The following is a 24,376-nucleotide window of genomic DNA, read 5'->3' as shown; positions in this document are numbered from 1 at the left end:
GGAGGCTGCCATGTCCACCGTTCCGGTTGTCCAGACACCGGTTGTCGCGCCACCACCGCTGCACGGTCCCTGGCAGGCGACCGACCCGTGGCGCCGGCGATGGCCGGTCACCGGACGCCCGCCCGTTGCCGCCACGGTCATCGCCGTGCTGACGGCCGGCGTGGTGGCCGCGCTCGCCGTCCCGCTCGACCGGACCGGTGCGGGCTGGCTCGTCACCGCCCTGGCCGGGGCCACCGCCCTCAAGATCCCCCGGCTGTTCCCGGACTCGCCGGCGCCGGGCGCCCCGCTGCCGCTGGTCGTGCGCGACGCGCCGCGGGTGGGGCCGGAACGCTACGGCTGGACCGCGGCGACGGTCGCCCTGATCGCGGTCGGCCTGTTCCGCTCGGCCGGCTGGCTCTTCGTGCTCTGCCTGCTCACCGCGACGCTCACCGGCGCGCTCGCGATCACCGGCGGACGCTCGATGCGCAGCATCACGACGGGATACTGGATGCAGGTGTTCGCGGCGTTCCGGGCACTGCCCTGGCTGGCCGCGGGCGGGCGGCGGATCGGGCACGGGCCGGGACGCAACGTCCGGATCGTCTGGACGGTCGGCGTGTCCGCCCTGCTGCTGGTCGTCTTCGGTGCTCTGTTCGCCTCCGCCGACCCGGCGTTCGCGGACGTGCTCGCCGCCATCGTCCCGAACTTCTCCGCGCTCACGCTGTTCCGGTGGGTCCTGCTGGCCGGCCTGACCTGCATGATCGTCGGCGGGGCCGCGTTCCTGCGGGCCAACCCACCGGATCTGTCCGGATTGGACGGCACCGAGGGCCGCAAGGTCAACCGCATCGAGTGGGCCGTTCCCCTCGGCCTGCTGGTCGTGCTCTTCGCCGGTTTCGTGATCGTGCAGCTCACCGTCCTCTTCGGAGGCGATCGGCACGTGCTGGCCACCGACGGGCTCACCTACGCGAACTACGCCCGCGGCGGGTTCTGGCAGCTCTCCTTCGTAACCGTGCTGACCTTGTTCGTGCTGGCCGGTGCCGCTCGGTGGGCGCCACGGCGGAGCCCGATCGACCGGGTGCTGATCCGCGCGATCCTCGGCGCGCTGGCCGGGCTGACCCTGGTGATCGTCGCGTCGGCGCTGCTGCGGATGAACCTTTACGCGCAGACGTACGGGCTGACCCGGCTGCGCCTGCTGGTCGCCGCGTGTGAGCTGTGGTTCGGGTTCGTGCTGCTGCTGGTTCTCGTCGCCGGCCTGCGGATCCTGGCGGCCTGGCTGCCCCGGGTGGCCATCGCCGCCGGGGTGGCCGCGCTGCTCGGCCTGGCGGTGGCGAACCCGGACGGCATGATCGCCAGCTACAACATCCAGCAGAACCGCAGCGCCGACCTGCTCTACCTCGGTGGGCTGTCGCCGGACGCGGCACCCGCGTTGACCGCGCTGAACCCGGCCGACCGCGAGTGCGTGCTGGGCCGGATGAGCATGCACCTGAGCAGCCGCCAGGAAGACGGCTGGCGCGGCTGGAACCTGGGCCGCGAACGGGCGCGGCGCGTGCTCGCCGAGCAACACGTCGACGGTCCGACCTGGCGTTGCTCTTGACATCCTGTCGCCGGCCGCCAGACTCCGGGCATGGCCGCCGACGACGAGACGCCCCGCCCGGCCCCGCCACGCACCCGCGTCGTCCTGGGTGAGGCGGCGACGCGGCGGCTGCCGGCCGACCGTGCCCACGCCGACCTGGCCGAGCAGACCTCGGTCGGGGAAGCGCTGGTCAAGGGACTGGTGCGGGCCCAGCTGGCGCTCGCGCTGCGGCTGGCACTGGTGGTGGTCACCGGGTTGGGAGCGCTGCCGCTGCTGTTCGCGGTCGCGCCCCGGGTCGGCGAGGTCAAGGTGCTCGGTGTCAACCTGCCGTGGATGCTGCTCGGGGTGCTGGCCTTCCCGTTCCTGGTGGGGGTCGGGTGGGCGTACGTGCGCTGGGCCGAACGCAACGAGCAGGACTTCATCGCCGTCATCCGCAGGCCCGAGCAGTGAACCCGTACGTCGTACCCGGCCTGGTCCTGGTCGTTCTGGTGACGGTCGGCATCGGCGCGTACGGCCTGCGGTTCGCGCGCACCACCTCGGATTTCCTGGTGGCGTCGCGGTCGGTGAGCCCGTCCTGGAACGCGGCCGCGATCAGCGGTGAATACCTGTCCGCGGCGTCCTTCCTGGGCGTCGCGGGGCTGATCCTGCGGTACGGCGTGGACGTGCTCTGGTACCCGGTCGGCTTCGCGGCGGGCTATCTCGCGCTGCTGCTCTTCGTGGCGGCACCGTTGCGCCGCTCCGGCGCGTTCACGCTGCCCGACTTCTGCCAGGTGCGGCTGGGTTCGTTCCGGCTGCGCCGGCTGGCCAGCGTCTTCGTCGTCTTCATCGGCTGTCTCTACCTGGTGCCGCAGTTGCAGGGCGCGGGTCTGACCTTCACCACGGTGACCGGCGGATCGTACGAGTGGGGCGCGCTGCTCGTCGGTGCCGTGGTGACCGCGAACGTGGCCCTCGGCGGGATGCGCGCGATCACCTTCGTGCAGGCCTTCCAGTACTGGCTGAAGCTGACCGCGCTGGCCGTTCCGGTGATCTTCCTGATCCTGCAGTGGCAGTCGGACGGCCGGCCGCAGGTCACCCCGCCGGGCGGTGCGACGTTCCGGGTCGCCACCACCGTCGAGATCCAGCAGGACGCGCTGGTCGGCGGGGTGCCGGTGCAGGCGGGTCAGCGGCTGAGCTATCAGGCGGGCGATCCGGTGCCGCCGGTGAGCACGGTGGACGCCCACTTCGGCGCGGACTGGCTGCTGCCCGGCGGCGACGGCAGCCTGTTCGCGACGTATTCGCTGATCCTGGCGACCTTTCTGGGCACCATGGGGCTGCCACATGTGCTGGTCCGCTTCTACACGAATCCGGATGGGGCGGCGGCGAGGCGTACGACGCTGGTGGTCCTCGCTCTGGTTGGTCTTTTCTATCTTTTGCCCACCTTGTACGGGGTGTTGGGCCGCGTCTATACGCCCCAGTTGCTGATGACCGGCCGCACCGACGCCGTCGTACTGCTGCTGCCCGAGGCGGCGCTCGGCGGCGGCGAGCTGGGCCGGCTGCTCGGTGCGCTGGTGACCGCGGGTGCGCTGGCCGCCTTCCTGTCCACCTCGTCCGGGCTGCTCACCAGCGTTGCCGGGGTGGTCTTCACGGACGTGCTCAAGGCCGGGCGGCACGGCTCGGTGCGCGACTTCCGGGTGGCGACGCTGCTCGCCGCGATCGTGCCGGTGACGCTCTCGCTCTATGTCTCCACGATGGACGTCTCGCGGGTGGTGGGGCTCGCGTTCGCGGTGGCGGCGTCCAGTTTCTGCCCGTTGCTGGTGCTCGGCATCTGGTGGCGGCGTCTCACCGACCTGGGCGCGATCGCCGGGGTGCTGGCCGGCGGGGGTGCGGCGATGGCGGCCGTGCTGATCACCGTGCTGGGGCCGCCGTTGCACGGGTGGGTCGCCGAGTTCATCGAGCAGCCGGCGGCCTGGACCGTCCCGCTCGCGTTCCTGGTGATGGTGACGGGATCGCTGCTGACCAGCCGTCGGGTGCCGTCCGATGTGGGCGCCACGATGCTGCGGTTGCACGCGCCGGAATCGCTTCGGATTTAAGGATCTTTAAACCTCAACGCTCATCCCGGGTCTCGCCGGCGGCCGTAGTCACCGGTGGCACATGGCGAACTTTGGGAGGCGCGACATGAGGCGATACCGGCGGAACCCGAACCGGACCCGCAAACTGCTGATCGGGTTGGCGGCGGTGGCGCTCGTGGGCGGGGCCTTCGCGGTCAGCACCGGGGTGAGCAGCGCGGGCGAGAACACCGCGGCCGGCGCGCCGCGTGAGGACTGCGGCGGGCTTGATCAGGCGTTGCGCAACAACCTCGAGTTCATCGCGGGGCAGCGGGCCAATCCGGATGCGCTCTCGGATGCGCGGATCGCGAATCGGCAGGACGTGGTGGACCTGATCAACCAGCGGCGGCAGGTGGCCGGATGCACAGCGGACGTTGCCGCGGGGGTGCCGGGGGCCAAACCGCCGGCCGCGAAGCCTCCCGCCTCCGCAAAGCCTCCGGTTGGGGACAAAACGCCCGCCGGTGAGGTTGTCTGCAAGGGCTCGACCGTCACCCTCTCCGGTGAAGCCGGCGAACCCTTCGCCTCCAGCGGCACATTCCCGATCGGAACGCGCCTCAAGGTGACAAACCTGGACAACAACAAGAGCATCACCGTCCGGGTGGCCACCCCCTCCGGAAGTTGCGTACTCCTCAACAACGCGGCGTTTGAACAGGTCCGCGAGCCGGGAAAGTTCCTGATCCGACGCGCCGTGATCGAGCGGGTGGGCTGAGGGGGACTCGCCCGATCGGGCCCGGGCCGCCGTCATGATCAGGGGTGGTCCGGGCCGGGGCGCGCCCGTAGTGTCGGGGAATGACGGTGCCGGCACAACGCGTACATGATCAATTTCCGGCCATGGCGCTGCGCGGCCTCGTGAAGACCTTCGACGCCAAGCTGGCGGTCTCCGGCGTCAGCCTGGACGTGCCGGCCGGCTCCTTCTTCGGCCTCCTCGGCCCCAACGGCGCCGGCAAGACCACCACCCTCTCCATGGCCGTCGGTCTGTTGCGGCCCGACGCCGGTCAGGCTTTCCTGCTGGGGTACGAGGTCTGGGCCGACCCAGCCGCAGCGAAGGCGCGGCTCGGCGTGCTCCCGGACGGGGCCCGCCTCTTCGACCGGCTCACCGGTCCGGAACTGCTGGCATACCAGGGTCTGCTGCGCGGCATGGACCCGGCGACCGTCGACCAGCGCGCCCGCGAACTGCTCGACGTGCTCGAACTCGGCAGCGGCAACCGCACCCTGGTGGTCGACTACTCGGCCGGCATGAAGAAGAAGATCGGCCTGGCCTGCGCGCTGCTGCACGCGCCCCGGCTGCTCGTGCTGGACGAGCCGTTCGAGGCGGTCGACCCGGTGTCGGCGGCGCTGATCCGCGACATCCTCCAGCGGTACGTGGCCGGCGGCGGGACGGTGGTTTTCTCCAGCCACGTGCTGGAGGTGGTCGAGCGGCTCTGCGACCACGTCGCGATCATGTCGGACGGCGTGCTGCGCATGGCCGGCACGCTCGAGCAGGTGCGCGGCGAATCCTCCCTCGAGGACGTGTTCGTGCGGGTGGTCGGTGGCCGCGTCGCCACCGGCTCCGAGCTGGCCTGGCTGTGACCGCCACCCCGGCCGTCGCGGCCGTGTCACCGTGGCCGTTCGTGCGGCTCAAGCTGCGGCTGATCGGCAACAACCTGCGCGGCCGTCCGGTCCGGATCGTCCTGTTCCTCACCGGCGTGGTGGTGGCCGCCCTGCTCGCGATCGGCGGGTACGCGATCTTCGCCGTTCCCGGCGTCGCGGACAGCGCGCGGGCGGCCGGCATCCTGCTCCCGCTCGGCGGCGCCGCGCTGGTCCTGGGCTGGTTGTTCCTGCCGATCGTGTTCTTCGGCGTCGACGAGTCGCTGGATCCGGCCCGGTTCGCGCTGCTGCCGCTGCCCCGCCGCACGCTGATCACCGGACTGTTCGTGGCCTCGATGGCCGGGCTGCCCGCGGTGTCCACGCTGGTGGCCACCGGTGGGATGGTCGACACGGCGGCCCGGCTGGGCGGGATCGGCGCGCTGGTCGCCGAGCTCGCCGGCATCCTCTGCGGCCTGATCCTCTGCGTGACCCTGAGCCGGGCCGTGACCAGCGCGTTCGCCACCGGATTGCGGTCGCGCCGGTCGCGTGAGCTGGCCGTGGTGCTGCTGGCCGTGCTGGCCTCGATGCTCGGGCCGATCCAGCTCGCGGCGGTGGCGGCGGCACAGCGCGCCGAGTGGGACGCGATCGCGACCGTCGCGCGGGTGGTCGGCTGGACGCCGCTCGGTGCCCCCTTCACGCTCGGCCTGGACGTGGTCGCCGACCGTGCCTGGGCGGTGCCGGTGAAACTGCTGATCGTGCTGGTGACGATCGTCCTGCTGCTGCGCTGGTGGGCGGCGACGGTGGAGAACGCGATGCTCGGCGGGGTCGCCGCGGCGGGCGGGCGCGCGGCGGGGGCATCCGGTGCTCCCGTCGATCTGCTGCTGGTGCGCTGGCTCCCGCGTACGGCGTTCGGCGCTCTGGTCTCCCGGGAGCTGCGGTACTGGTCGCGCGAGACCCGCCGGCGGGCGGCGTTGATCACGTTCACGGTGGCGGGGCTGTTCCTGCCGATCCCGCTCGCGATGAGTGGCGGGAACGCCGGGCCGACCGTGCTGCTGATCGGGGCGATCGGGGCGGTCGCGCTGGCCAACCAGTTCGCGTACGACGGCAGCGCGTACGCGGCGAATGTGATCGCCGGGGTGCCCGGCCGGCTCGAGGTGCACTCCCGGGCCACCGCTCACGCGATCTTCGTGGTGCCGGTGATGGTGGTGATCGCCATCGTGGTCGGCGTGGTGTCCGGCGACGCGGCGTCGATCCCGGCGCGGTTCGGTCTGCTCGTCGCGACCTACGGCGTCGGGCTCGGCATGGTGCTGCCGCTGTCGGTCCGCGCGGCCTACGCCCTGCCCGCCTCGACCAGCCCGTTCGCGATCTCGTCGGGCGGCGGCGCGGCGAAGGGCCTGCTGACCGCCGGCGTCATGCTCGGCACGGTGATCGTGGCGCTGCCCTTGCAGATCCTCGCCTGGACGCTGGGCGGCGTGTGGCCGTGGATCGGGTTGCCCGCCGGGGTGGCATACGGGGCGGCGGCGTACCTGATCGGCTCGGGGATCGCCGGCGACCTGCTGGACCGGCGGATGCCGGAGGTCCTGGCCGCGGTGAGCGGCCGCTGATCGAGGCGACGTCAGTCGCGGCGCACCAAGCCGTCGCGGCGCACGAAGATCCGGCGGCGCTGCAGAGCGGCGCCGGCCGGGCCCAGCACGTAGCCCTCGAGCCAGATCCAGCCCTCGTACGTGCTGCGCGCGTCGACGCGGATCACCCGGAAAACGAATGCTCGTTCGCCTTGGAACTGCACGCTGGCCTCCCCGCCGACGTGCACCACGTCGCCGGGTTGCGGAATCAGCGCCTCCGTCACCACGCCGAACATAATTCTTGATCAATGCCACTGGATAGGGTCGTGCACGATTCGTGAGCAGCGACAGAATGTCGTGGTGACACCTGACGCGCCCGGCGGGCGGATTCATTCGACAGATCCCTTCGCCATCCCGGATCAGGACAAATCGGCGGTCCGGCGCCTGCGCGGGCGGCTCGCCGCGCCGGTTACGCTGTGGACCACGCCCGGCCCCTCCGGCCTTACCGTCTCCTCGATGCTGGTCGCCGACGGCGATCCGGGCCGGGTGCTGGGCCTGATCGACGAGGAGAGCGACTTCTGGGACGCGGCCGAGACGGCGGGCCGATTCGCGGTGATCCCGCTGACCCCGGCCGACCGTCAGCTGGCCGACCGGTTCGCCGGACTGATGCCCGCTCCGGGCGGTTTGTTCGCCGCGAGCGAGTGGACCGATACCGAGTGGGGCCCGATCCCCGCCGGGGCCGACACCTGGGCCGGCTGCCGGCTGGACGCGAACCGCCCGTACGGCTGGGCACTGCTGGTCGAGGCCGTCATCGAGACCGTCCACACCGGTGCGTCGCCGGCCCCGCTCATCCACTATCGCGGTCGATACAACGAGCTCTAGGATCCACTCGGCGCAGTCAGACCACCACTCGGCGCAGCGGTTGACCGGGTCCATCCCGGGTGCCGCCGGACTTCGTACGTTGCCGGAAAGTCCGCCCCGCCCCGCCGAAGGTGGTGAAACCTGGTGACTACCGAAGTTCCCTCGTCCTCGACCGAGAAATATCTCGAGGTTCAGCAATCCGAGGAATTCGGCCGGCTCCGTCATACGATCCGTAGCTTCGTCTTCCCGATGACGGTCGCGTTCTTCCTCTGGTACGTGCTCTACGTCATCCTCTCCGCATATGCCCGCGGTTTCATGAGCACCAAGATCGTCGGCAACATCAACGTGGCCCTCGTATTCGGCCTGTTGCAGTTCGTCTCGACGTTCCTGATCGCCTGGTACTACTCGCGCTACGCGGCCCAGAAGATCGACCCGCAGGCCGACAAGATCAAGAGTGACCTGACCCGCGACGGCGGAGGCGAGGCCTGATGGAACCGCATCTGTTCGCCGCGGAGGCCGACGCCTCCGGCTCGCGTGGCCTCACCATCACGCTGTTCCTGATCTTCGTGGCGATCACCCTCGCCATCACGATCTGGGCCAGCCGGCAGACCAAGACGGCCACCGACTTCTACGCCGGTGGCCGCCAGTTCTCCGGCTTCCAGAACGGCATGGCGATCGGCGGCGACTACATGTCCGCCGCATCGTTCCTGGGCATCGCCGGCCTGATCGCCCTGTTCGGCTACGACGGCTTCCTCTACTCGATCGGCTTCCTGGTCGCGTGGCTGGTCGCGCTGTTGCTGGTCGCCGAGTATCTGCGGAACTCGGGCCGGTACACGATGGCCGACGTGCTGGCGTTCCGGATGCGGCAGCGCCCGGTGCGGACCGCGGCGAGCGTCTCCACCGTCGTCGTGTCGATCTTCTACCTGATCGCCCAGATGGTCGGCGCGGGCGCACTCGTGTCGCTGCTGCTGGGCATCAAGCCGGGCGCGACGTTCCTGGGCATGGACGCGGACACCGCCAAGGTGGCCACGATCATCCTGGTGGGCGCGCTGATGATCATCTACGTGACGGTCGGTGGCATGAAGGGCACCACCTACGTCCAGATCGTCAAGGCCTTCATGCTGATGACCGGCGCCCTGGTGATGACGATCTTGGTGCTGGTGCACTACAAGTTCAACCTGTCGTCGCTGCTCGGCGATGCCGCGGCGCAGTCCGGCAAGGGCGACGCCTTCCTGGAACCCGGCTTGCGGTACGGGGTGGAGAGCGCCAGCGCCTCCACCACCTTCTACAGCAAGATGGACCTGATCTCGCTGGGTATCGCGCTGGTGCTCGGCACGGCCGGCCTGCCGCACATCCTGACCCGGTTCTACACGGTGCCGACGGCCCGGATCGCCCGTAAGAGCGTGCTCTGGGCAATCGGCATCATCGGCGTCTTCTACCTGTTCACCCTGGCCCTCGGCTTCGGCGCGGCGGCCCTGGTGGGCGGGAAGGCGATCACCGCGCAGGACAAGGCCGGCAACACCGCGGCACCGCAGCTCGCCCAGCGGCTCGGCATCGACTATCTCGGCGGGGATACCGGCGGATCGATCCTGCTGGCGGTGATCGCGGCGGTCGCTTTCGCCACGATCCTCGCGGTGGTCGCGGGTCTTACCCTGGCGTCGTCGTCGAGCGTGGCGCACGACTTCTACGCCAACGTGATGCGCCGCGGTCAGGCCTCCGAACGCCAGGAGGTCGGGGTCGCCCGGGTCGCCGCCTTCGTCATCGGTGCGATCGCGATCACTCTGTCAATTTTCGCGCAGAGTCTCAACGTGGCGTTCCTGGTGGCGCTCGCGTTCGCGGTGGCCGCCTCGGCGAACCTGCCCACGGTGCTCTACAGCCTCTTCTGGAAGCGGTTCAACACCTCCGGCGCGCTGTGGTCCATCTATGGCGGTTTGTCCGTCGCGGTACTGCTGGTCTTCTTCTCGCCGGTGGTGTCCGGTTCGGCGACGGCCATGTTCCCAGGTCACGACTGGCATTGGTTCCCGCTGTCGAACCCGGGCATCATCTCGATCCCGGCCGGCTTCTTCTTCGGCTGGCTAGGCACGGTCCTCTCGAAGGAAGACGACACCGCGAAGTACGCGGAGCTCGAAGTCCGGTCGCTCACCGGATACGGCGCGCACTGACCGACAGTCAACACGGGTGGGGCCGGTGGTGAACGCCACCGGCCCATCTCCCACATTCGTGCCGACCCGGCGTCGATACCAGGGCGTACGTGCATCCGGTCCGTAACCTGGTCACCATGTCAGCTACCACCTCTGGGTCCGGACGAGCCTCCGTTCCGCCGGCCGGCGGCCGGGCCTCGGTCCGCCGCGACGAGTACGCGCCCGGACCGGGCAGGGGCGGACTCCCCCCTCAGGTCCCGCCTCCGGGGCCGGGCGGACGGCCGTACAAGGGACGCCGCAAGCCCCGCTGGGGCCGCATCGCGCTCCTCGCCGGCCTGGCCGTCCTGATCATCGCGGTGATCGCCGGCATCTCGCTGTACGGCTACGCGAACGGCCTGGACAAGAACCTGAAGCGGACCGACGCGTTCTCCACGCTGACCGGTGACCGGCCGCAGACCGCCGTCGAGGGCGCGATGAACATCCTGCTGGTCGGCAGCGACTCGCGCGACCCGGACACCAACGACGGCAAGGCCAACGCCTGGCGGGCGGACACGCTGATGCTGATGCACGTCCCGAAGGACCACAAGAGCGCGCAGCTCATCTCGATCCCCCGCGACTTCTGGGTCACCATCCCGAAGAGCAACAGCGCGGCCTGCTCAGACGGGAGCCGCGCCAAGATCAACGCGTCCTTCGCGTTCGGTGGGCTGCCGCGCGCGGTGCACACCGTCGAGTGCCTCACCGACGTGCACATCGACCACGTGGTGGCCATCGACTTCGGCGGCTTCAAGGAGGTCACCGACGCGCTCGGCGGCGTCGACCTGTACGTGGAGAAGACCATCAAGTCGATCCACAAGCCGTACCGGACGTTCACCAAGGGCACCATGCACATGAACGGTGACCAGGCCCTGGACTACGTGCGGCAGCGCTATCAGTTCCCGCGCGGCGACTTCGACCGCATCAAGCACCAGCAGGAGTTCCTGAAGGCGCTGATGGACAAGGCGGCGAGCAGCGGCACCATCACCAACCCGGGCAAGCTCAACGCCTTCCTCAAGGCGACCACGGCCGCCGTCACGGTCGACGAGAAGTTCTCGCTGACCGACACCGCGCTCGACCTCAAGAGCATCCGGGGCAACGACCTCACCTTCATCACCACGCCCAACAAGGGCAGCGAGACCATCAACGGCCAGTCCGTGGTGGTGTCCGACCGGGAGAAGGCGCTGGCGCTGTTCAACGCGGCACGCGACGACAAGATGAGCGCCTGGATGGCGGCGAACGTGAAGCCCAAGGCCGGATCCAACTGAGACGCCGTACGCTTGGTGACGTGTTCGGACCACAAGTTCCCAGCGTTTCCGCTGACCAGGTCAAGCCCGACGTCTACCTGCTCGACGTGCGCGAGCCCGACGAGTGGGAGGCGGGGCACGCCCCCGGCGCGCACCACGTGCCCATGATGGAGATTCCCGCCCGCGTGAGCGAGGTGCCCACCGATACCGAGGTGGTGGTGGTCTGTCGTTCCGGCGGCCGCTCCAGCCAGGTCGTGGGTTACCTGCTCGGCAACGGCTACGACAACGTACGCAACCTGGACGGCGGCATGCGGTCCTGGAATGCCGCCGGCCGCGAGATGGTCAGCGAGAACGGTCGACCGGCCCAGGTGTTGTGAGCGACTACCGCCCATTGGTCTTCGCCCACCGCGGCGGGGGCGACGCCCTGCCGGAGCACACGCTCGGGGCCTACCTCCGCGCGCTCGACGAGGGCGCGGACGGCCTCGAGTGCGATGTGCGGCTGACCCGCGACGGCCACCTGGTGTGCGTGCACGACAGCAAGCTGGACCGCACCAGCAACGGCCGTGGCCGGGTCAGTACGAAGACCCTGGCGGAGCTCGACACTCTGGACTTCGGCTCCTGGCATCCCGGCTACCCGGCCGACGAGGAGCCGCTGCCGGACCTGACCCGGCTGCTCACGCTGGATCGGCTGCTGGAGACCGTCCGTGGTCACGGGCGGGACGTGCGATTACTCATCGAGACCAAACACCCGTCACGCTACGGCGCGGAGGTCGAGCGCAAGCTGGTCGAGACGCTGCACCGGCACTGTCTCGCCGACCCGAAACCGGACGATCCGGTGCATGTCACGGTGATGTCGTTCGCCGCGCTGGCGCTGCGCCGGATCCGCGCCTTGGCTCCCGCGATCCCGACGGTCTACCTGCTGGAGATCCTGCCGCCCGGGGCCGGTCGGGGGCGGCTGCCGTTCGGCGCGCGGATCGCCGGGCCGGGCATCAGCCTCGTGCGGTCGCGGCCCGGGCTGCTTCCGGCGATCAAGGCGGCGGGGCATCGGGCGTACGTGTGGACCGTGAACGACGAGGCGGACCTGAAGCTTCTTCTGGGGTATCAGGTCGATGGCGTGATCACCGACCGCCCCCGTTTCGTCCTCGATCATCTGAGTCATATGTGACGTCCGACACTGTCTGGTGAATAGGGCCCCGATCCTCGGGACGGCCTCTGCCGAAAACCCGGGAAGCGAGGCAAACTCGCAGTCATGCCGGAGCGTCCCGACTACCCCGCCCTGATTCGTGGTCAGATCGCGGTCCTCGACCGGATCAATGCGGGCGAGGCCGGCCTGCCCGTGCTCCAGCAGATCGTCTGCCTCGCGCAGGAGGTGCTCGGCGGCCGCGGCGCCGGGTATGCCGAATACGCGACCGGCCACGGCCGGATCGTCGCCGCCACCGGCGCGTGTGCGCCCGCGCTCGGCCGCAAGGTGAGCCGTGACGACGCCCGGCTCAGCGGCGGGCGCAGCCTGCTGATCCCGCTCGACTCGGTGAACGACGAGTTCGCCAAGCAGATCGAGGGCGGCGACGTGCACCGCATGCTCGGCGCCCGCTGCGAGACCGGCGAGCAGACGGTCGGCTCGCTGCACGTCTACTTCGGCGACGACCAGGGCGACCCCGGCCACGAGGACCACGCGGTCCTGGAGCTGCTGGCGAGCTGGATCGGCCGGCTCTACGAGAGGCAGCCGGGCCTGCCGGTGCACGGCGACGCGCGGCGGCCGGACAACCGCGATCTCTGGGTGGCCGTGACCAGCCACGAGCTGCGCACACCGGTCACCGTGATCAAGGGGTACGCGGACACGCTGACCAACCACTGGGACTCGCTCGGCGAGACCGGCCGGCAGGAGGCCGTGCGGATCATCGGGACCCGGGCCGGCGAGCTGGCCCGCCTGGTCGACCGGTTACTGTCCGCGACCAGCGAGGACGGCGAGATCGGTGCGGCGCCGGCCGGCCCGTTCGACCTGTCCGAGGCGCTCCGGCACGCGGTCGGGGAACTCCCCGCCGACCTGCGCAACCGGATGATCCTCAACAATCTGCCGGACGACCTGCCCAAGGCGTACGGCGAGCGGGACACCATCGCCACGATCCTGACCGAGCTGGCCACGAACGCGGAGAAGTATTCGGCGCCGGACACGATGGTCGAGCTCTGTGCCGGCGTGGACGAGGAGACGCTGCGGTTCCGCGTCTCCGACCGGGGGGTGGGCATCCGCCCGGAGCACGTCGAGCGGGCGTTCGAGCGATATTGGCAGGGCGACTCCGGCGATCGGCATCATCCGGGTGCCGGGCTGGGGCTTTATCTCGTACGCCGGTTGGTCGAGCGACAGCAGGGCTGGGTCTCGTTGCGGCCCCGCGAGGGCGGCGGGACGACCGCGGAAGTCCGGCTTCCGCGCGCGTAAGGGGCTTTTCCGGGGGGACACGGACTAACCGAGTGTCCTTTTCCGGCATTCACCGCTTAGGCTCTGACGCCGTGAGCAAGCGCCGGAACCAACGCCAGAACGCACCCAAGCGCGAGAAGGTGCGGGACATCTTCGTCGCCCGTCCCTTCGAGGGCCTGACGGACGAGCCGGAGTGGATCGCCCTGCGCGAGCTGGTGCCGGCCGCGTCCGCGCCGCTCACCCTCAAGCCGGAGATCATCGAGGAGTACGGGGACCGGCCCGTGGTGCTCTCCACGGTGCTGCCGATGGCGTGGCCGGCGATGACGCGTACGGACGGCCGGGTGTTCATCGGTCTGCAGCGGCATGTGCAGTCCGGTGACGTGTCCCGCGACCTGGCGGTGGCGATCCTCAGCGCGCTGCGCACCGAGCCGGGCGCCACGGTGTCCGTCCCGGCGCTGCCCGGCGAGGGCCTGCGCCTGCAGGACGTGCTGGTCGACGGCCCGCTCGAGATCACCATGCACGACAGCTTCGAGTACTGGCTCGACGCCAGCCAGGCCGAGGACCCGAACGTGAAGGCGTCCCTCGAACGGGCGAACGCCTCGATCTACCCGACCGTGCGGATGAGCGCGGCGCACGCCGCGTACTGGTGCCGCGTCGCGCCCGAGAAGGGGCACGTGCGCTGGGTGCTCCCCGAGCCGGAGGATCAGGCGCTGGACGCGCTGGCCCGGCTCTCCGCGAGCAACGACCTGCTGCTCGGCGAGAACACGAAGTTCGCCGGCATGTTCCGGGCGCACGGCCTGCTGGTCCCGGTCTGGGACCTGCCGGGCGAGCCGGAGGCGATCGACTGGGAGGCCCCGCTGGCCGACTTCGCCAAGCGGTACGCGGACACGCTCGGCGAGACGGGCGCCCTGGAGGCCGACGCCCGCCGAGCTAAACAGGGCCTGATCGGCCGGCAGCTGACGCTGCGCTAGGCCTGGAGAGCCTCGCGCTGAACTGGGCAGCTCATGCAGCGGGGGCCGCCCCGGCCGCTGCCCAGTTCCGAGCCGCGGATGCGGACCACCTCGATGCCGGCGCGCTCCAACTGCGCGTTGGTCTCGACGTTTCGCTCGTAGGCGACGCAGACGCGCGGGGCGATGGCCAGCGTGTTGTTGCCGTCGTCCCATTGCTCGCGCTCGGCGGTGACGGGGTCCAGGCCGGTGTCGATGGTGCGCAACCGCTCGATGCCCATCGCCTCGGCGGCGGCCTGCAGGAACGGGCGCGGCCCCCGCGCCCGCGGCTCCCCGTCCGGCCCGGCCGTCACGGTGAACGCCTGCAGCGTGTCGGCGATGTTCGGATACATCACCACCGCGTCCACGTCGACCATCGTGCAGACCGTGTCCAGGTGCATCGTGGCCCGCTCCTGGGCGATCGGCACCGCCAGGATCGTGTCGGCCAGCCCGGCGGCGAACACCCGGCGGGCGAGCCGCTCGGCACCGGCCGGCGTGGTGCGCTCGCCGACCCCGATCGCCACCACCCGCGGGGCCAGCAGCAGCACGTCGCCGCCCTCGAGGTTCTCCAGGCTCGGGTCGTACAGCAGGTCGGTGCCCGCGAAGCGCGGGTGGTACCGGTAGATGGCCCGGGTCAGCGTCGTCTCGCGGCCGCGGGCCGGCATGGCCAGGCTGGTGACCGCCGCCCGATCGTGCACCCACAGCGAAGAGTCCCGCGTGAACAACAGGTTCGGCAGCGGGTCGATGACGAAGTCGAGGCGGTCCATCATCTCGTAGACCAGACCGCCGGGGCCGGGCTTCAGCTCTTCATGGGCGAGACCGGCCATGAGAACGTCGGCAAGGCGCTGGGCGTCCTGGTCGTCCAGGTACTGCCGGATCCGCTCCCGCAGGGCGTCACCCAGCCGCTGGTCGGCCAGGACGCTCTCGGACAATTCCGCGCGGGCCTGCGGGACGGCCAGCGTCTCGGCGAGCAGGGTGCCGAGGTGCAGGACCTCGACGCCGCGCGAGCGCAGGGCCTCGGCGAACGCGTCGTGCTCCTCCTGGGCGCGCGTCACCCAGGGAATTCCGTCGAAAAGGAGCGAATCGTTATTTCTGGGGGTCAACCGCGCGAGCTCGGCGCCCGGCCGGTGCAGCAGGACCGTGCGGAGCGGGGCGACTTCACTGTCAACGTAGTGCACCACCTGGGGATCCTCCGGTACTCAGTGCGTTCGTCCGACCACGTTCCGTACTAGATCATGGGACATCGGTGCGCGAATGCGAAGGTGAGGCTAACTTGGTTCTCGAACTGGCCGAACGGGAGAACAGACCGTGAGATGCACTATCCGCAAGAAGTTCTGGTGCATGAATGCGGCATTCATCCCCACTCACTCCCCTTTCTTTCCTCTTCACCGTCTTGCCTCCGTAGGGGGCCAAGCACGTACGGTGATGTGAAAGAGAGCCCGAAGGACCTTTTGCCGGAGGTCGCAGTGACTGTCTTCCCAGCCCGCCCTGCTCTGCCCGTATCGCCCAAGACTCTCAACCCGCTGGCCCAGCCGTCCACCGCCCTGGATGCGCCGCCGCGTCAGTCACCTGTCGAGTGGGCCCGTCGCCGTCGTGCCGAGAAGGAAGCTCGCCGTCTCGAAGCCGCGGGCGCCCGGGCGCTCACCCGTCTCGACCGCCTCGGACCGAACTGGCACATCGTCGACTGGCCGCGCACCGACGCGCAGGGCTATTACGAGCCCGACCTGGCCGACGACCGCGCCGGCTTCCTGGCCATCGGCCCCGGCGGCGTGTACGCCGTCACGGTGGCCGACCACGGCCGCGCCCGCGTCCTGATCGCCGGTGACGTGGTGCAGATCAACGGGAAGCGCCCGCAGTACGTGGCCGAGGCCCGTCGTGAGGCCCGCCGCGCCAGCAAGGCCCTGTCCGCCGCCGTCGGCCTGAGTGTCCCGGTCACCCCGGTGCTCACTTTTGTCGGTTCCGGCGTGATCAGCGTGCACGGCCTGCCCAAGGAGGTCCTGGTCGCGACCGACAAGGAGCTCGACCGGCTGCTCATCGCCGGCGGCGCCCGGATCTCGCCGGCCACCGCGAGCAAGCTCTCAGCCGTCGCGGAGCACCCCGCCACCTGGGCAAACGCGCCCTACCGTCCGGCCGGCGACTATCGCTGGTACCGCGACGGACAAACGGCCGCTGACAAGCGACCAGTACGCCGGTAACGTTCCTCCCAGTGTCGTCGACGGGATAGGCGCCGTGGCGAGCGATCGGAAACGGTCGCGGCCACGGCTCCCCCATCGAAGCGGAGGAGCGAGGAGGACCGGGTGGCCCACGTCGAGCTCTCACTCTCGGGAGCGTTCGTGCCACAGGCGCGCACGCCGGCCGAGGCCGAGTTCGTCCCGGGTGTCGAGCGATGGACGGCCACGGTGGCAGCGGCCACCGAACCGTGCATGATCATCGACACTTCCACCGCGATCCTGGCCGTGTCGGTTTCGGCCGGCGAGCTGCTCGGCCTGGGCAAACCGCCGGAGGCCATCGGCCAGCCGCTGGGTGCGGTGCTGCGCCTGCTGGACTTCACCGCGGGCGCGGGCGCGCTCGAGGAGTCGGACGCCGAGAAGATCCCGCCCCTGCTGGCGATCCGCAGCGAGCGTCTCGCGCGCGGGTTGCTGCGGGTGGTGCCGGGTCCCGGCGAGACCCCGTTGACCGTCGACGCGATCGCCACGCCGCTGCTGGAGGGCGAGCGGGTGGCCGGTTCATTGACGTTCTTCTCGGCGGTGCGTTACTAGATCGCCGGGGTGTGGCGATCGCCGCACTGGGCAAGGTTGATCGGCTGAACGTAGTCTGCGTTCATGCTCGATCTAGACCTGTTACCGGAGGAGTACGCGGTGTGCCGGCTGCCGGCCGGTTCGCCGATGCCTGCCTCGCTGGGCAACGGTCCGGACGACAAGACCGTCATCTCGCTGAGCTGGACGTCGGAGGAGCTCTCCATCATCTGCCCGGCGGACCGGGTGCCGCCGGACGCGATCGCCGACACCGCGTGGCGTTGCCTGCGCGTGGTGGGTCCGTTCGATCTCGCGCTCACCGGGGTGCTGGCGTCGCTGATCGGCCCGCTCGCCGACGCCCGCGTGAACATCGTGACCTTTTCCACATATACGACGGATTATCTGCTGGTGCCGACCGTGCGCCTGACCGAAGCGGTGGACACGCTCACGAAGGCCGGTCATCGCATCTCGTCGTGACCGCGCACCGGCCTACCATGTCGGCGTGTTCCCCCGCACACGCGTGATCCCCTTGGCCGGCGCCGTGATCGGCCTGCTCGCGGCCTGCGGTGTGCCGCCGCAGCCGCTACCGACGTCGCCGGCGTTCACCGCGCCGAGCACCGCGCCCGTCGCGTCCGGACCGGCCTACCCCGCGGCCACCCTGCCGACCGCGGTGCCGACCTTCACCGGCTTCCCCACGACCATTCCCCCGTACGCCTACCCGACCACCACGGTCGCGCCCACGACGCCGCCGACGACGAAGTCACCCACGCCGACGCCCTCGCACGCGGCCAAGTGCGCCACCGCGCCCACCGGAGCCCAGATCCTGACGTTGATCAAGGGCAAGCCGGGCATCCCGACCGAGCCGTTACGGGTGTTCGACGGCCCGTTCTGCTCGGGCACCTGGTCGTTCACGAGGGTCGAGGTCACCGGCGAGAACGCGGACGAGACCGACCCGCTGCTGGTGATCAGCACCGGCAGCGGCAGCGCTCTCACGCTCGTCACGGCCGGCTCGGACGTCTGCATCGACCGCGTCCAGACCGAGGCCCCACCCGGCATCCGGGTCCTGGCCTGCGGCTTCTAATCGAAGATGCCGCCGAGGATGCCGCCGCTGCTCTGCTGCTGGCCGCCCGCGGCCCCGGCGAGGCCGCCCGGGGGCTCCTCCGAAGGCTGGACGACGACGAAGCCCTGACCCGCGAAGCTCATCGTGAAACGCTCGCCCGTGGTGCGGCCCAGCAGCGTACCCAAACCCATCTGATCGGCCCGGTGGTAACCGGTCTGCAGGCCCGCCGACCAGCAGATCGCGGCCTGCGGGTCGACGTAGGTCGGCTGGTCGACGGTCAGCACCACCGGGGTGCCCTTGGTCGTCACCGCGATCCGGCCCTGGCCGCTGAACACGCAGTTGAACAGGCCGGAGTTGGACATCATGCCGGCGCCGCCGACCATCTTGATGTCGTACTTCAGGGTCGAGTCGAAGGCGAGCACATTCGCGCCGTTGATGGAGAGCGCGTCGCCACCGTCCAGGTCGATGAGGTGGACGTCGGACGCGTTCTCGGCGAGGAAGACGTCACCCCGGCCGCGCACCCGCATCAGCGGCACGCCCTCGCCGGTGAGCTTCTGCTTGAGGAACTTGCCGATGCCGCCCGAGCCGAGCGCCTCGAAGCGCACCTCACCCTGGTACGCCACCATCGAGCCGACGCGAGCCATGAACTCACCGTTCAGCTCGGCCTTGAGCAGCTTCGAGTTCTGCAGCCGGAGGCCGGGCTGGGCCGACTCCTTCTCGAGGTTGTCCGCCGAGAAAAGCTCGCTACGCATGAACGTCCCTCCTGTTGGATGTCTCCGTCAGGGTAGGAGGCGGCGTCGAGGCGAGAGGCCGGTTCAGCCCCATCCCAACTCGTGCAGGCGGTGTTCGTCGATGCCGAAATGGTGGGCGATCTCGTGCACCACGGTGATCGCGACCTCGTCGATGACGTCGTCCTCGGTGTCGCAGATCTGCAACGTGGGCAGCCGGTAGATGGTGATGCGGTCGGGCAGCACACCGGCGTAGTTCCAGCCGCGGTCGGTGAGCGCCGTGCCCTCGTACAGGCCGAGGAGACCGTCACCGCCGCCCGGCGGCGAGTCCTCGACCATGAACACCACGTTGTTCATCACCGACATCAGCTCTTGGGGCACCTCGTCGAGGGCCTCGCCGACCAGTTCCTCGAAGCGTTCACGACTCATGTCGACCGGCACGGCGTTCATTGTGCGCTGAAAAGCTGAAGGCCGATGCGGTCGAGCCGGCCGCATCGGCCTCTGGGAGTGGTCGTCAGGTCAGGCGAGCTTGGCGCTGAGCGAGATCTGGGCGCCCGGGGAGAGCAGGCGCGAGATCGGGCAGTTCGCCTTCGCCTGCTCAGCCAGCTTCACGAAGGTCGCCTCGTCGGCGCCCGGGACGGTGCCCTCGGTCTCGAGGTCGATGCGGGTGACGCCGAATCCGGCGTCGCCCTTGTCGAGGTGCACCTTGGCGGTGGTCTGGACGGATGTGCCGGTGAAGCCCGCGTTGGCGAGCTCGGCCGATAGGGCCATCGAGAAGCAGCCGGCGTGCGCGGCGCCGATCAGCTCCTCCGGGTTAGTTCCCTCACCCTCTTCGAAACGGGACTTGAAGGAGTAGTTCCCCTGAATACCACCCTTACCGGTCTTCATAGTGCCGGAACCCTCGGTGAGGTTCCCCTGCCATTGAGCCGAAGCAGTGCGAATAGGCATAGCGGAAACGCTAGTCCATCCGATCGCCGGTGGCCGCTCGACCGGGCAGGAGGACATCATGGGTCTCATGGCCTCCCCGCAGCAGCAGCCGATCGACATCACCGGGCCCGAGGAGGTCGTCGAGTTCGGCCCCGCGCCGCCGTCGCGCGCCAGGTGGAACAGCACGACGCTGCGCAGCCTCGCGGCCGACCGGCGGGCCGTTCCGCTGACCGCGGTGCTGGCCGCGGCGGCCTTCTTCGCGGCGATCATCTCGGAGTGGCAGATCACCACCGTCGACCAGCAGTTCTCGCTGTCCGGGGTGGGACGCGTCGCGCTGCCCACCGGGGTGGCCGACCTGGGTGCGCTCGGCACCGGCTTCATGATCGGCGTGTTCCTGCTGGCGGTGACCATCGTGCTCACGATGTTCGGGCCGCCGGCCGGCCGGCACTACGCGCGGCTGATGGGCCTGAGCGCGGGCGGCACGCTGCTCGGCCTGCTGTTCGCGATCACCTTCGTGCTGGGCAGCGACAGCCGGACGGTCCCTCGCACCTTCATCGAGGTCGACCGCAATGACGTCCAGATCGCGTACGGCCGGGGGGTGTGGTGTGCGGTCGCCGGCGCCATCCTCGCCCTGATCGCGCTGTATCTGGCGGGCCGGCACGTGTCCCCGGCCGCCGGCGAGACGGGCGCCGCGGGCGACACCGTCGAGCACGTCGACGAGCCCGCCGCCGTGTGGTCGTGGCGGCGGCCGCCGGCCCCGAACGGGGACCAGCGCCCGGACGAGCCGCTCGGCCTGACCGTGATGCCGGCACAGCCGTTCACCCCGGCGCCGGGCGACCGCGATCACCCCAACGGCTCGCACGGCATATCCGGATGATGATCCGGGCGGCTCGCCGGTAGGCTCGGCGCGTGATTGACCTGCGTCTGCTTCGCGACGACCCCGAACGGATCCGCGCCAGCCAGCGACTGCGCGGCGAGTCCACCGACGTGGTGGACGCGCTGCTGCGCGCCGACGAGGAGCGCCGAGCCGCCACCCAGCGGTTCGAGTCCCTGCGGGCCGAGCAACGCTCGCTGAGCAAGCAGGTGCCGAAGGCGTCCGGCGACGAGCGCACCGCCCTGCTGGCCCGCACGAAGGAGCTGGCCGGCGAGGTCAAGGCGGCCGAGGCGGCGAGCACGCAGGCCGACGAGACGCTGCGCGCGGCCCACCTCGCGGTGCCCAATGTGGTGCAGGACGGCGTCCCGCCGGGCGGCGAGGACGACTTCGTGGTGCTGCGCGAGGTCGGCGACATCCCGCGCATCGAGAACCCGAAGGACCACCTGGAGCTCGGCGAGGCGCTCGGCGCCATCGACACCGAGCGTGGGGCGAAGGTGTCCGGCTCGCGGTTCTACTTCCTGACCGGGGTGGGCGCGCTGCTGCAGCTCGGCCTGTTGCAGATGGCGATCGCCCAGGCCGTCGAGCACGGGTTCACCCCGTCGATCACGCCGACCCTGGTCAAGCCCGAGTCGATGGAGGGCACCGGCTTCCTCGGCGCGCACGCCAGCGAGGTCTACCGCCTGGAGGCCGACGACCTCTACCTGGTGGGCACGTCGGAGGTGGCGCTCGCGGCGTACCACTCGAACGAGATCTTGAACCTCGAGGGCGGATCGGAGCGCTTCGCCGGCTGGTCGACGTGTTACCGCCGGGAGGCCGGGTCGTACGGCAAGGACGTGCGCGGCATCCTGCGCGTGCACCAGTTCGACAAGGTCGAGATGTTCTCCTTCGTGCGGCCCGAGGAGGCGACCGACGAGCACCAGCGGCTCCTCGCGATGGAGGAGGAGATGCTGGCCAAGGTCGAAATCCCGTACCGGGTGATCGACGTGGCCGGCGGTGACCTGGGCTCGAGCGCGGCCCGCAAGTTCGACTGCGAGGCCTGGGTGCCGTCGCAGGGGCGGTACCGCGAGGTGACCTCGACGTCGAACTGCACCACGTTCCAGGCGCGGCGGCTGAACATCCGGTACCGCGACGAGGACGGCAAGACGCAGACCGCGGCCACGCTGAACGGCACGCTCGCCACCACCCGCTGGCTGATTCCGATCCTGGAGAACCACCAGCAGCCGGACGGTTCGGTGCGGGTGCCGAAGGCCCTTCAGCCGTACCTTGGCGGCCGTGACGTACTTGAACCCCGTCGCTAACGCTTAATACACCCACCGGCTACCAAAAGTCATAGCCGCTGGTAGTTGCGTGGGTGTACCGTTTTCCTTCCGCCCTCCGCGGGGGTTGCCCCACCCTCGGAGGTATCAATGGCACGGCCTGGACTCCCCAAGCTGATCGCTACCGATCTCGACGGCACCCTCGTGCGCAGCGACGACACCGTGTCCGCGTACACCCATGAGGTCCTCGATCGCGTCCGGGCCGCCGGTATCCGGGTGGTCGGTGCCACCGGGCGTGGCCCGCGGCTCGCCTCGCTCACCCGCGGCGACATCCGCGCCGCCGACTACCTGGTGATGGCCCAGGGCGGCTGGGTGCTCGACCAGGCCGAGTCGGAATACATTCTGCGGTCCCGGTTGTCCGGGCCGGCCCTGGCCCGCGTGCTGGCCGATCTGGAGGCCGAGGTCGGTCCGCTTTCGGTGATGGTCGAGGCGCTGGAGCATGACGACGCCCCGCTCTGGGGCGACTACGACCCGACCTGGCGGTACCCGGTCGCCTTCGAGACCCGGACCCGCAACGCCTGCCTCACCGGTGACGTGATCAAGGGGTTCGCGCGGTCCTTCACGCACGACGTGGACGAGCTGCTCGCGGTGGCCCGCCGGGTCGTGCCGCCCGAGGTCGCCACGGTGACCCAGGCCGGGCTGAACTACCTGGAGATCTGCCCGCCGCACGTGGACAAGGGCACCGGCCTCGCGGTCGTGGCGCAGTCGATCGGGGTCGACCCGGCCGACGTGCTGGTCTTCGGCGACATGCCGAACGACCTGCCGATGTTCGCCTGGGCCGGCTGGGGGCGGGTCGCGGTCGCGAACGCCCACCCGGCGCTACGCGACGCGGCCGACGAGCTCACCTTGTCCAACGACGAGGACGGCGTGGCCGTCTACCTGGACCGGCTACTCTCGAATTGATGGACTCCTACCGCCTGGTCGCCACCGACATCGACGGCACGCTGATCCGCGAAGACGGAACGCTCAGCAAACGCACCCTCGACGTCATCGCCGAACTCCCGGTGCCGCTCGTCGTGGTCACCGGCCGCCCGGTCCGCTGGCTGACGCAGCTCTACGACCAGATGGCGGAGCCGGTGCCGGCCGTCTGCGCGAACGGTGCGGTGGTCTACGACCCGGACACCGACGAGATCCTGCGCGCCGCCCCGCTCGACGTCGACCTGCTCAGCGACGTGGTCAAGCGGCTGCGCGACGCGGTGCCGGACATCAGCCTGGCGGTGGAGGTCGAGGACGGCCGCGCGTTCCGCTACGAGGCGGCCTGGCCGGTGCGCTGGGAGCCCGAGCACGACCTGGCCCGGGTGCTGACCAGCCCGGAGGAGCTGCTCTCGGCACCGGCCGTGAAGCTGCTCGCCCGCTCGGCGAGCCACGCTCCCGACGAGTTCTTCGAGCTGGTCAGCGGCACACTCGGGGATGCCGCGGAGCCGACCCGCTCGTCGTCCAGCGCGCTTGTCGAGATCTCCGCGTCCGGCGTGACCAAGGCGGCCGGGCTGGCGTGGCTGTGTGAGCACGAGGGCATCGAGGCGGCCGAGGTGATCGCCTTCGGCGACATGCCGAACGACATCCCGATGCTGACCTGGGCGGGCCGGTCGGTGGCGATGGGCAACGCGCACCCCGCCGTCAAGGCGGTCGCCGACGAGGTCACCAGGACCAACGACGAGGACGGGGTGGCGCGTTACCTGCGCGAACTCTTCGACCTATAGGTATTGCCCGGTGCGGCCCTCGCGGACCTCACCGCCCGGCTGGCTGGGCATGCCCGGGATCATCCCGTTCGGGTTCATCGGCAACGCCGGGCGGCCGCCACGCATCTGCTCGAGCTGGAGGCGGGCGGCCATCTGCTGCGCCACCAGCGCCGCCTGGATGCCGTGGAACAGGCCCTCCAGCCAGCCGACCAGCTGGGCCTGCGCGATCCGCAGCTCGGACTCGCTGGGCGGTGACTCGCCCTCGAACGGCAACGACAAGCGTTCCAGTTCCTCGCGCAGCTCGGGGGCCAGGCCGTCCTCGAGCTCGGTGATCGAGCGCTGGTGGATCTCGCGCAAGCGGCCGCGGCTGGCCTCGTCGAGCGGTGCCGCGCGCACCTCTTCGAGCAGCTGCTTGATCATGCTGCCGATGCGCATGACCTTGGCCGGCTGCTCGATCAGGTTGCCCGGTTCCTCGGGCGTGAGCGAGCCGTCCGCCTCGACCGTGCCCATCGGACGCCCGTCGGGTCCGACCACGATGACGGATCCGTCTTCCTGGTTTTCCGGCTGCGGCTGCTTGTCGTCGGTCATGCGAACCATCTTCCCGCACGAACGCAC

28 protein-coding genes are annotated in these 24,376 nt (G+C 70.2%); 22 read left to right on the top strand and 6 right to left on the bottom strand.

Annotated features, from left to right (window positions below; genetic code table 11):
* Positions 1–10 precede the first annotated feature (10 nt).
* From HH310_RS25290 to HH310_RS25265, 6 genes are all read left to right on the top strand, one after another.
* A complete protein-coding gene (locus HH310_RS25290; RefSeq protein ID WP_169178131.1) occupies positions 11–1,570 on the top strand; it encodes a DUF4153 domain-containing protein in 1,560 nt (519 codons plus the stop codon).
* 30 nt (positions 1,571–1,600) lie between these two features.
* Positions 1,601–1,999: a hypothetical protein gene (locus tag HH310_RS25285; RefSeq protein WP_169178130.1), complete on the top strand. Its 399-nt coding sequence runs from the start codon at positions 1,601–1,603 to the stop codon at positions 1,997–1,999.
* Positions 1,996–3,618, top strand: a complete 1,623-nt coding sequence (locus HH310_RS25280) for a cation acetate symporter (protein WP_169178129.1) — start codon at positions 1,996–1,998, stop codon at positions 3,616–3,618. The genes HH310_RS25285 and HH310_RS25280 overlap by 4 nt, the downstream gene beginning before the upstream one ends.
* Before the next feature lie 145 nt (positions 3,619–3,763).
* Positions 3,764–4,342, top strand: coding sequence for a hypothetical protein (locus HH310_RS25275; RefSeq protein ID WP_312034305.1), 579 nt, complete (start codon positions 3,764–3,766; stop codon positions 4,340–4,342).
* Positions 4,343–4,422: 80 nt separating this feature from the next.
* Positions 4,423–5,202 carry an ABC transporter ATP-binding protein gene (locus tag HH310_RS25270; protein ID WP_169178127.1) on the top strand — a complete coding sequence of 260 codons (780 nt, stop codon included), beginning with the start codon at positions 4,423–4,425 and terminating at the stop codon, positions 5,200–5,202.
* Positions 5,199–6,803, top strand: coding sequence for an ABC transporter permease (locus HH310_RS25265; RefSeq protein ID WP_312034304.1), 1,605 nt, complete (start codon positions 5,199–5,201; stop codon positions 6,801–6,803). The genes HH310_RS25270 and HH310_RS25265 overlap by 4 nt, the downstream gene beginning before the upstream one ends.
* An 11-nt stretch (positions 6,804–6,814) precedes the next feature.
* On the opposite strand, the gene HH310_RS25260 is transcribed toward HH310_RS25265, so the two are convergent.
* On the bottom strand, positions 6,815–7,045 hold the full coding sequence (locus tag HH310_RS25260) for a hypothetical protein (protein WP_312034303.1): 231 nt from the start codon (positions 7,043–7,045) through the stop codon (positions 6,815–6,817).
* A 76-nt stretch (positions 7,046–7,121) separates the two neighbouring features.
* Between HH310_RS25260 and HH310_RS25255 the strand changes: the two genes are divergently transcribed.
* From HH310_RS25255 to HH310_RS25220, 8 genes are all read left to right on the top strand, one after another.
* Complete coding sequence (locus HH310_RS25255; RefSeq protein ID WP_169178125.1) at positions 7,122–7,643, top strand: flavin reductase family protein; 522 nt, start codon at positions 7,122–7,124, stop codon at positions 7,641–7,643.
* Positions 7,644–7,766: 123 nt separating this feature from the next.
* Positions 7,767–8,111, top strand: coding sequence for a DUF485 domain-containing protein (locus tag HH310_RS25250; protein WP_169178124.1), 345 nt, complete (start codon positions 7,767–7,769; stop codon positions 8,109–8,111).
* Entirely contained in the window at positions 8,111–9,784 is a 1,674-nt protein-coding gene (locus tag HH310_RS25245) for a cation acetate symporter (protein WP_169178123.1), read from the top strand. Before HH310_RS25250 ends, HH310_RS25245 begins: the two co-directional genes overlap by 1 nt.
* Positions 9,785–9,900: 116 nt before the next feature.
* Positions 9,901–11,064 (top strand): LCP family protein, encoded by a 1,164-nt coding sequence (locus tag HH310_RS25240; RefSeq protein ID WP_169178122.1) that lies wholly within the window; start codon positions 9,901–9,903, stop codon positions 11,062–11,064.
* Between the two features lie 20 nt (positions 11,065–11,084).
* Positions 11,085–11,420, top strand: a complete 336-nt coding sequence (locus HH310_RS25235) for a rhodanese-like domain-containing protein (RefSeq protein ID WP_169178121.1) — start codon at positions 11,085–11,087, stop codon at positions 11,418–11,420.
* A complete protein-coding gene (locus HH310_RS25230; protein ID WP_169178120.1) occupies positions 11,417–12,208 on the top strand; it encodes a glycerophosphodiester phosphodiesterase family protein in 792 nt (263 codons plus the stop codon). The genes HH310_RS25235 and HH310_RS25230 overlap by 4 nt, the downstream gene beginning before the upstream one ends.
* A gap of 84 nt (positions 12,209–12,292) precedes the next feature.
* Positions 12,293–13,477, top strand: coding sequence for a sensor histidine kinase KdpD (locus HH310_RS25225; protein ID WP_169178119.1), 1,185 nt, complete (start codon positions 12,293–12,295; stop codon positions 13,475–13,477).
* 71 nt (positions 13,478–13,548) lie between these two features.
* Positions 13,549–14,427, top strand: coding sequence for a DUF5926 family protein (locus HH310_RS25220; RefSeq protein ID WP_169178118.1), 879 nt, complete (start codon positions 13,549–13,551; stop codon positions 14,425–14,427).
* Here HH310_RS25220 and HH310_RS25215 read toward each other — a convergent pair.
* Positions 14,424–15,623: an arginine deiminase gene (locus HH310_RS25215; protein ID WP_169178117.1), complete on the bottom strand. Its 1,200-nt coding sequence runs from the start codon at positions 15,621–15,623 to the stop codon at positions 14,424–14,426. The genes HH310_RS25220 and HH310_RS25215 overlap by 4 nt on opposite strands.
* A gap of 285 nt (positions 15,624–15,908) precedes the next feature.
* Here HH310_RS25215 and HH310_RS25210 point away from each other — a divergent pair, with 285 nt between their 5' ends.
* From HH310_RS25210 to HH310_RS25195, 4 genes are all read left to right on the top strand, one after another.
* Positions 15,909–16,637: a hypothetical protein gene (locus HH310_RS25210; protein WP_169178116.1), complete on the top strand. Its 729-nt coding sequence runs from the start codon at positions 15,909–15,911 to the stop codon at positions 16,635–16,637.
* A 102-nt stretch (positions 16,638–16,739) separates the two neighbouring features.
* Positions 16,740–17,201, top strand: coding sequence for a hypothetical protein (locus HH310_RS25205; RefSeq protein WP_169178115.1), 462 nt, complete (start codon positions 16,740–16,742; stop codon positions 17,199–17,201).
* A 63-nt stretch (positions 17,202–17,264) separates the two neighbouring features.
* Positions 17,265–17,654 carry an ACT domain-containing protein gene (locus HH310_RS25200; protein ID WP_169178114.1) on the top strand — a complete coding sequence of 130 codons (390 nt, stop codon included), beginning with the start codon at positions 17,265–17,267 and terminating at the stop codon, positions 17,652–17,654.
* A gap of 25 nt (positions 17,655–17,679) precedes the next feature.
* Entirely contained in the window at positions 17,680–18,258 is a 579-nt protein-coding gene (locus HH310_RS25195) for a hypothetical protein (RefSeq protein ID WP_169178113.1), read from the top strand.
* Here HH310_RS25195 and HH310_RS25190 read toward each other — a convergent pair.
* The 3 genes from HH310_RS25190 to HH310_RS25180 all read right to left on the bottom strand — a co-directional run bounded on the left by HH310_RS25190 (position 18,255) and on the right by HH310_RS25180 (position 19,913).
* The gene (locus HH310_RS25190; RefSeq protein ID WP_169178112.1) at positions 18,255–18,989 is read right to left on the bottom strand and encodes an AIM24 family protein; all 735 of its coding nucleotides are present in this window, start codon (positions 18,987–18,989) and stop codon (positions 18,255–18,257) included. The genes HH310_RS25195 and HH310_RS25190 overlap by 4 nt on opposite strands.
* Before the next feature lie 63 nt (positions 18,990–19,052).
* Positions 19,053–19,415, bottom strand: coding sequence for a metallopeptidase family protein (locus HH310_RS25185; protein WP_211192602.1), 363 nt, complete (start codon positions 19,413–19,415; stop codon positions 19,053–19,055).
* A 69-nt stretch (positions 19,416–19,484) separates the two neighbouring features.
* Entirely contained in the window at positions 19,485–19,913 is a 429-nt protein-coding gene (locus HH310_RS25180; protein WP_169178111.1) for an OsmC family protein, read from the bottom strand.
* Between the two features lie 67 nt (positions 19,914–19,980).
* Here HH310_RS25180 and HH310_RS25175 point away from each other — a divergent pair, with 67 nt between their 5' ends.
* The 4 genes from HH310_RS25175 (at position 19,981) to HH310_RS25160 (ending at position 23,782) form a co-directional block, all read left to right on the top strand.
* Complete coding sequence (locus HH310_RS25175; protein ID WP_169178110.1) at positions 19,981–20,769, top strand: hypothetical protein; 789 nt, start codon at positions 19,981–19,983, stop codon at positions 20,767–20,769.
* Between the two features lie 32 nt (positions 20,770–20,801).
* A complete protein-coding gene (gene serS, locus HH310_RS25170) occupies positions 20,802–22,064 on the top strand; it encodes a serine--tRNA ligase (protein WP_169178109.1) in 1,263 nt (420 codons plus the stop codon).
* 108 nt (positions 22,065–22,172) lie between these two features.
* Positions 22,173–22,985, top strand: coding sequence for a Cof-type HAD-IIB family hydrolase (locus tag HH310_RS25165; protein WP_169178108.1), 813 nt, complete (start codon positions 22,173–22,175; stop codon positions 22,983–22,985).
* A complete protein-coding gene (locus HH310_RS25160; RefSeq protein ID WP_211192601.1) occupies positions 22,985–23,782 on the top strand; it encodes a Cof-type HAD-IIB family hydrolase in 798 nt (265 codons plus the stop codon). The genes HH310_RS25165 and HH310_RS25160 overlap by 1 nt, the downstream gene beginning before the upstream one ends.
* On the opposite strand, the gene HH310_RS25155 is transcribed toward HH310_RS25160, so the two are convergent.
* The gene (locus tag HH310_RS25155; RefSeq protein WP_169178106.1) at positions 23,777–24,349 is read right to left on the bottom strand and encodes a bacterial proteasome activator family protein; all 573 of its coding nucleotides are present in this window, start codon (positions 24,347–24,349) and stop codon (positions 23,777–23,779) included. The genes HH310_RS25160 and HH310_RS25155 overlap by 6 nt on opposite strands.
* Positions 24,350–24,376: the final 27 nt, after the last annotated feature.

Origin of the sequence: Actinoplanes sp. TBRC 11911, assembly GCF_012933445.1 — a bacterium.
Classification (GTDB): domain Bacteria; phylum Actinomycetota; class Actinomycetes; order Mycobacteriales; family Micromonosporaceae; genus Actinoplanes.
This window is presented reverse-complemented; position numbering and strand designations above follow the sequence as displayed.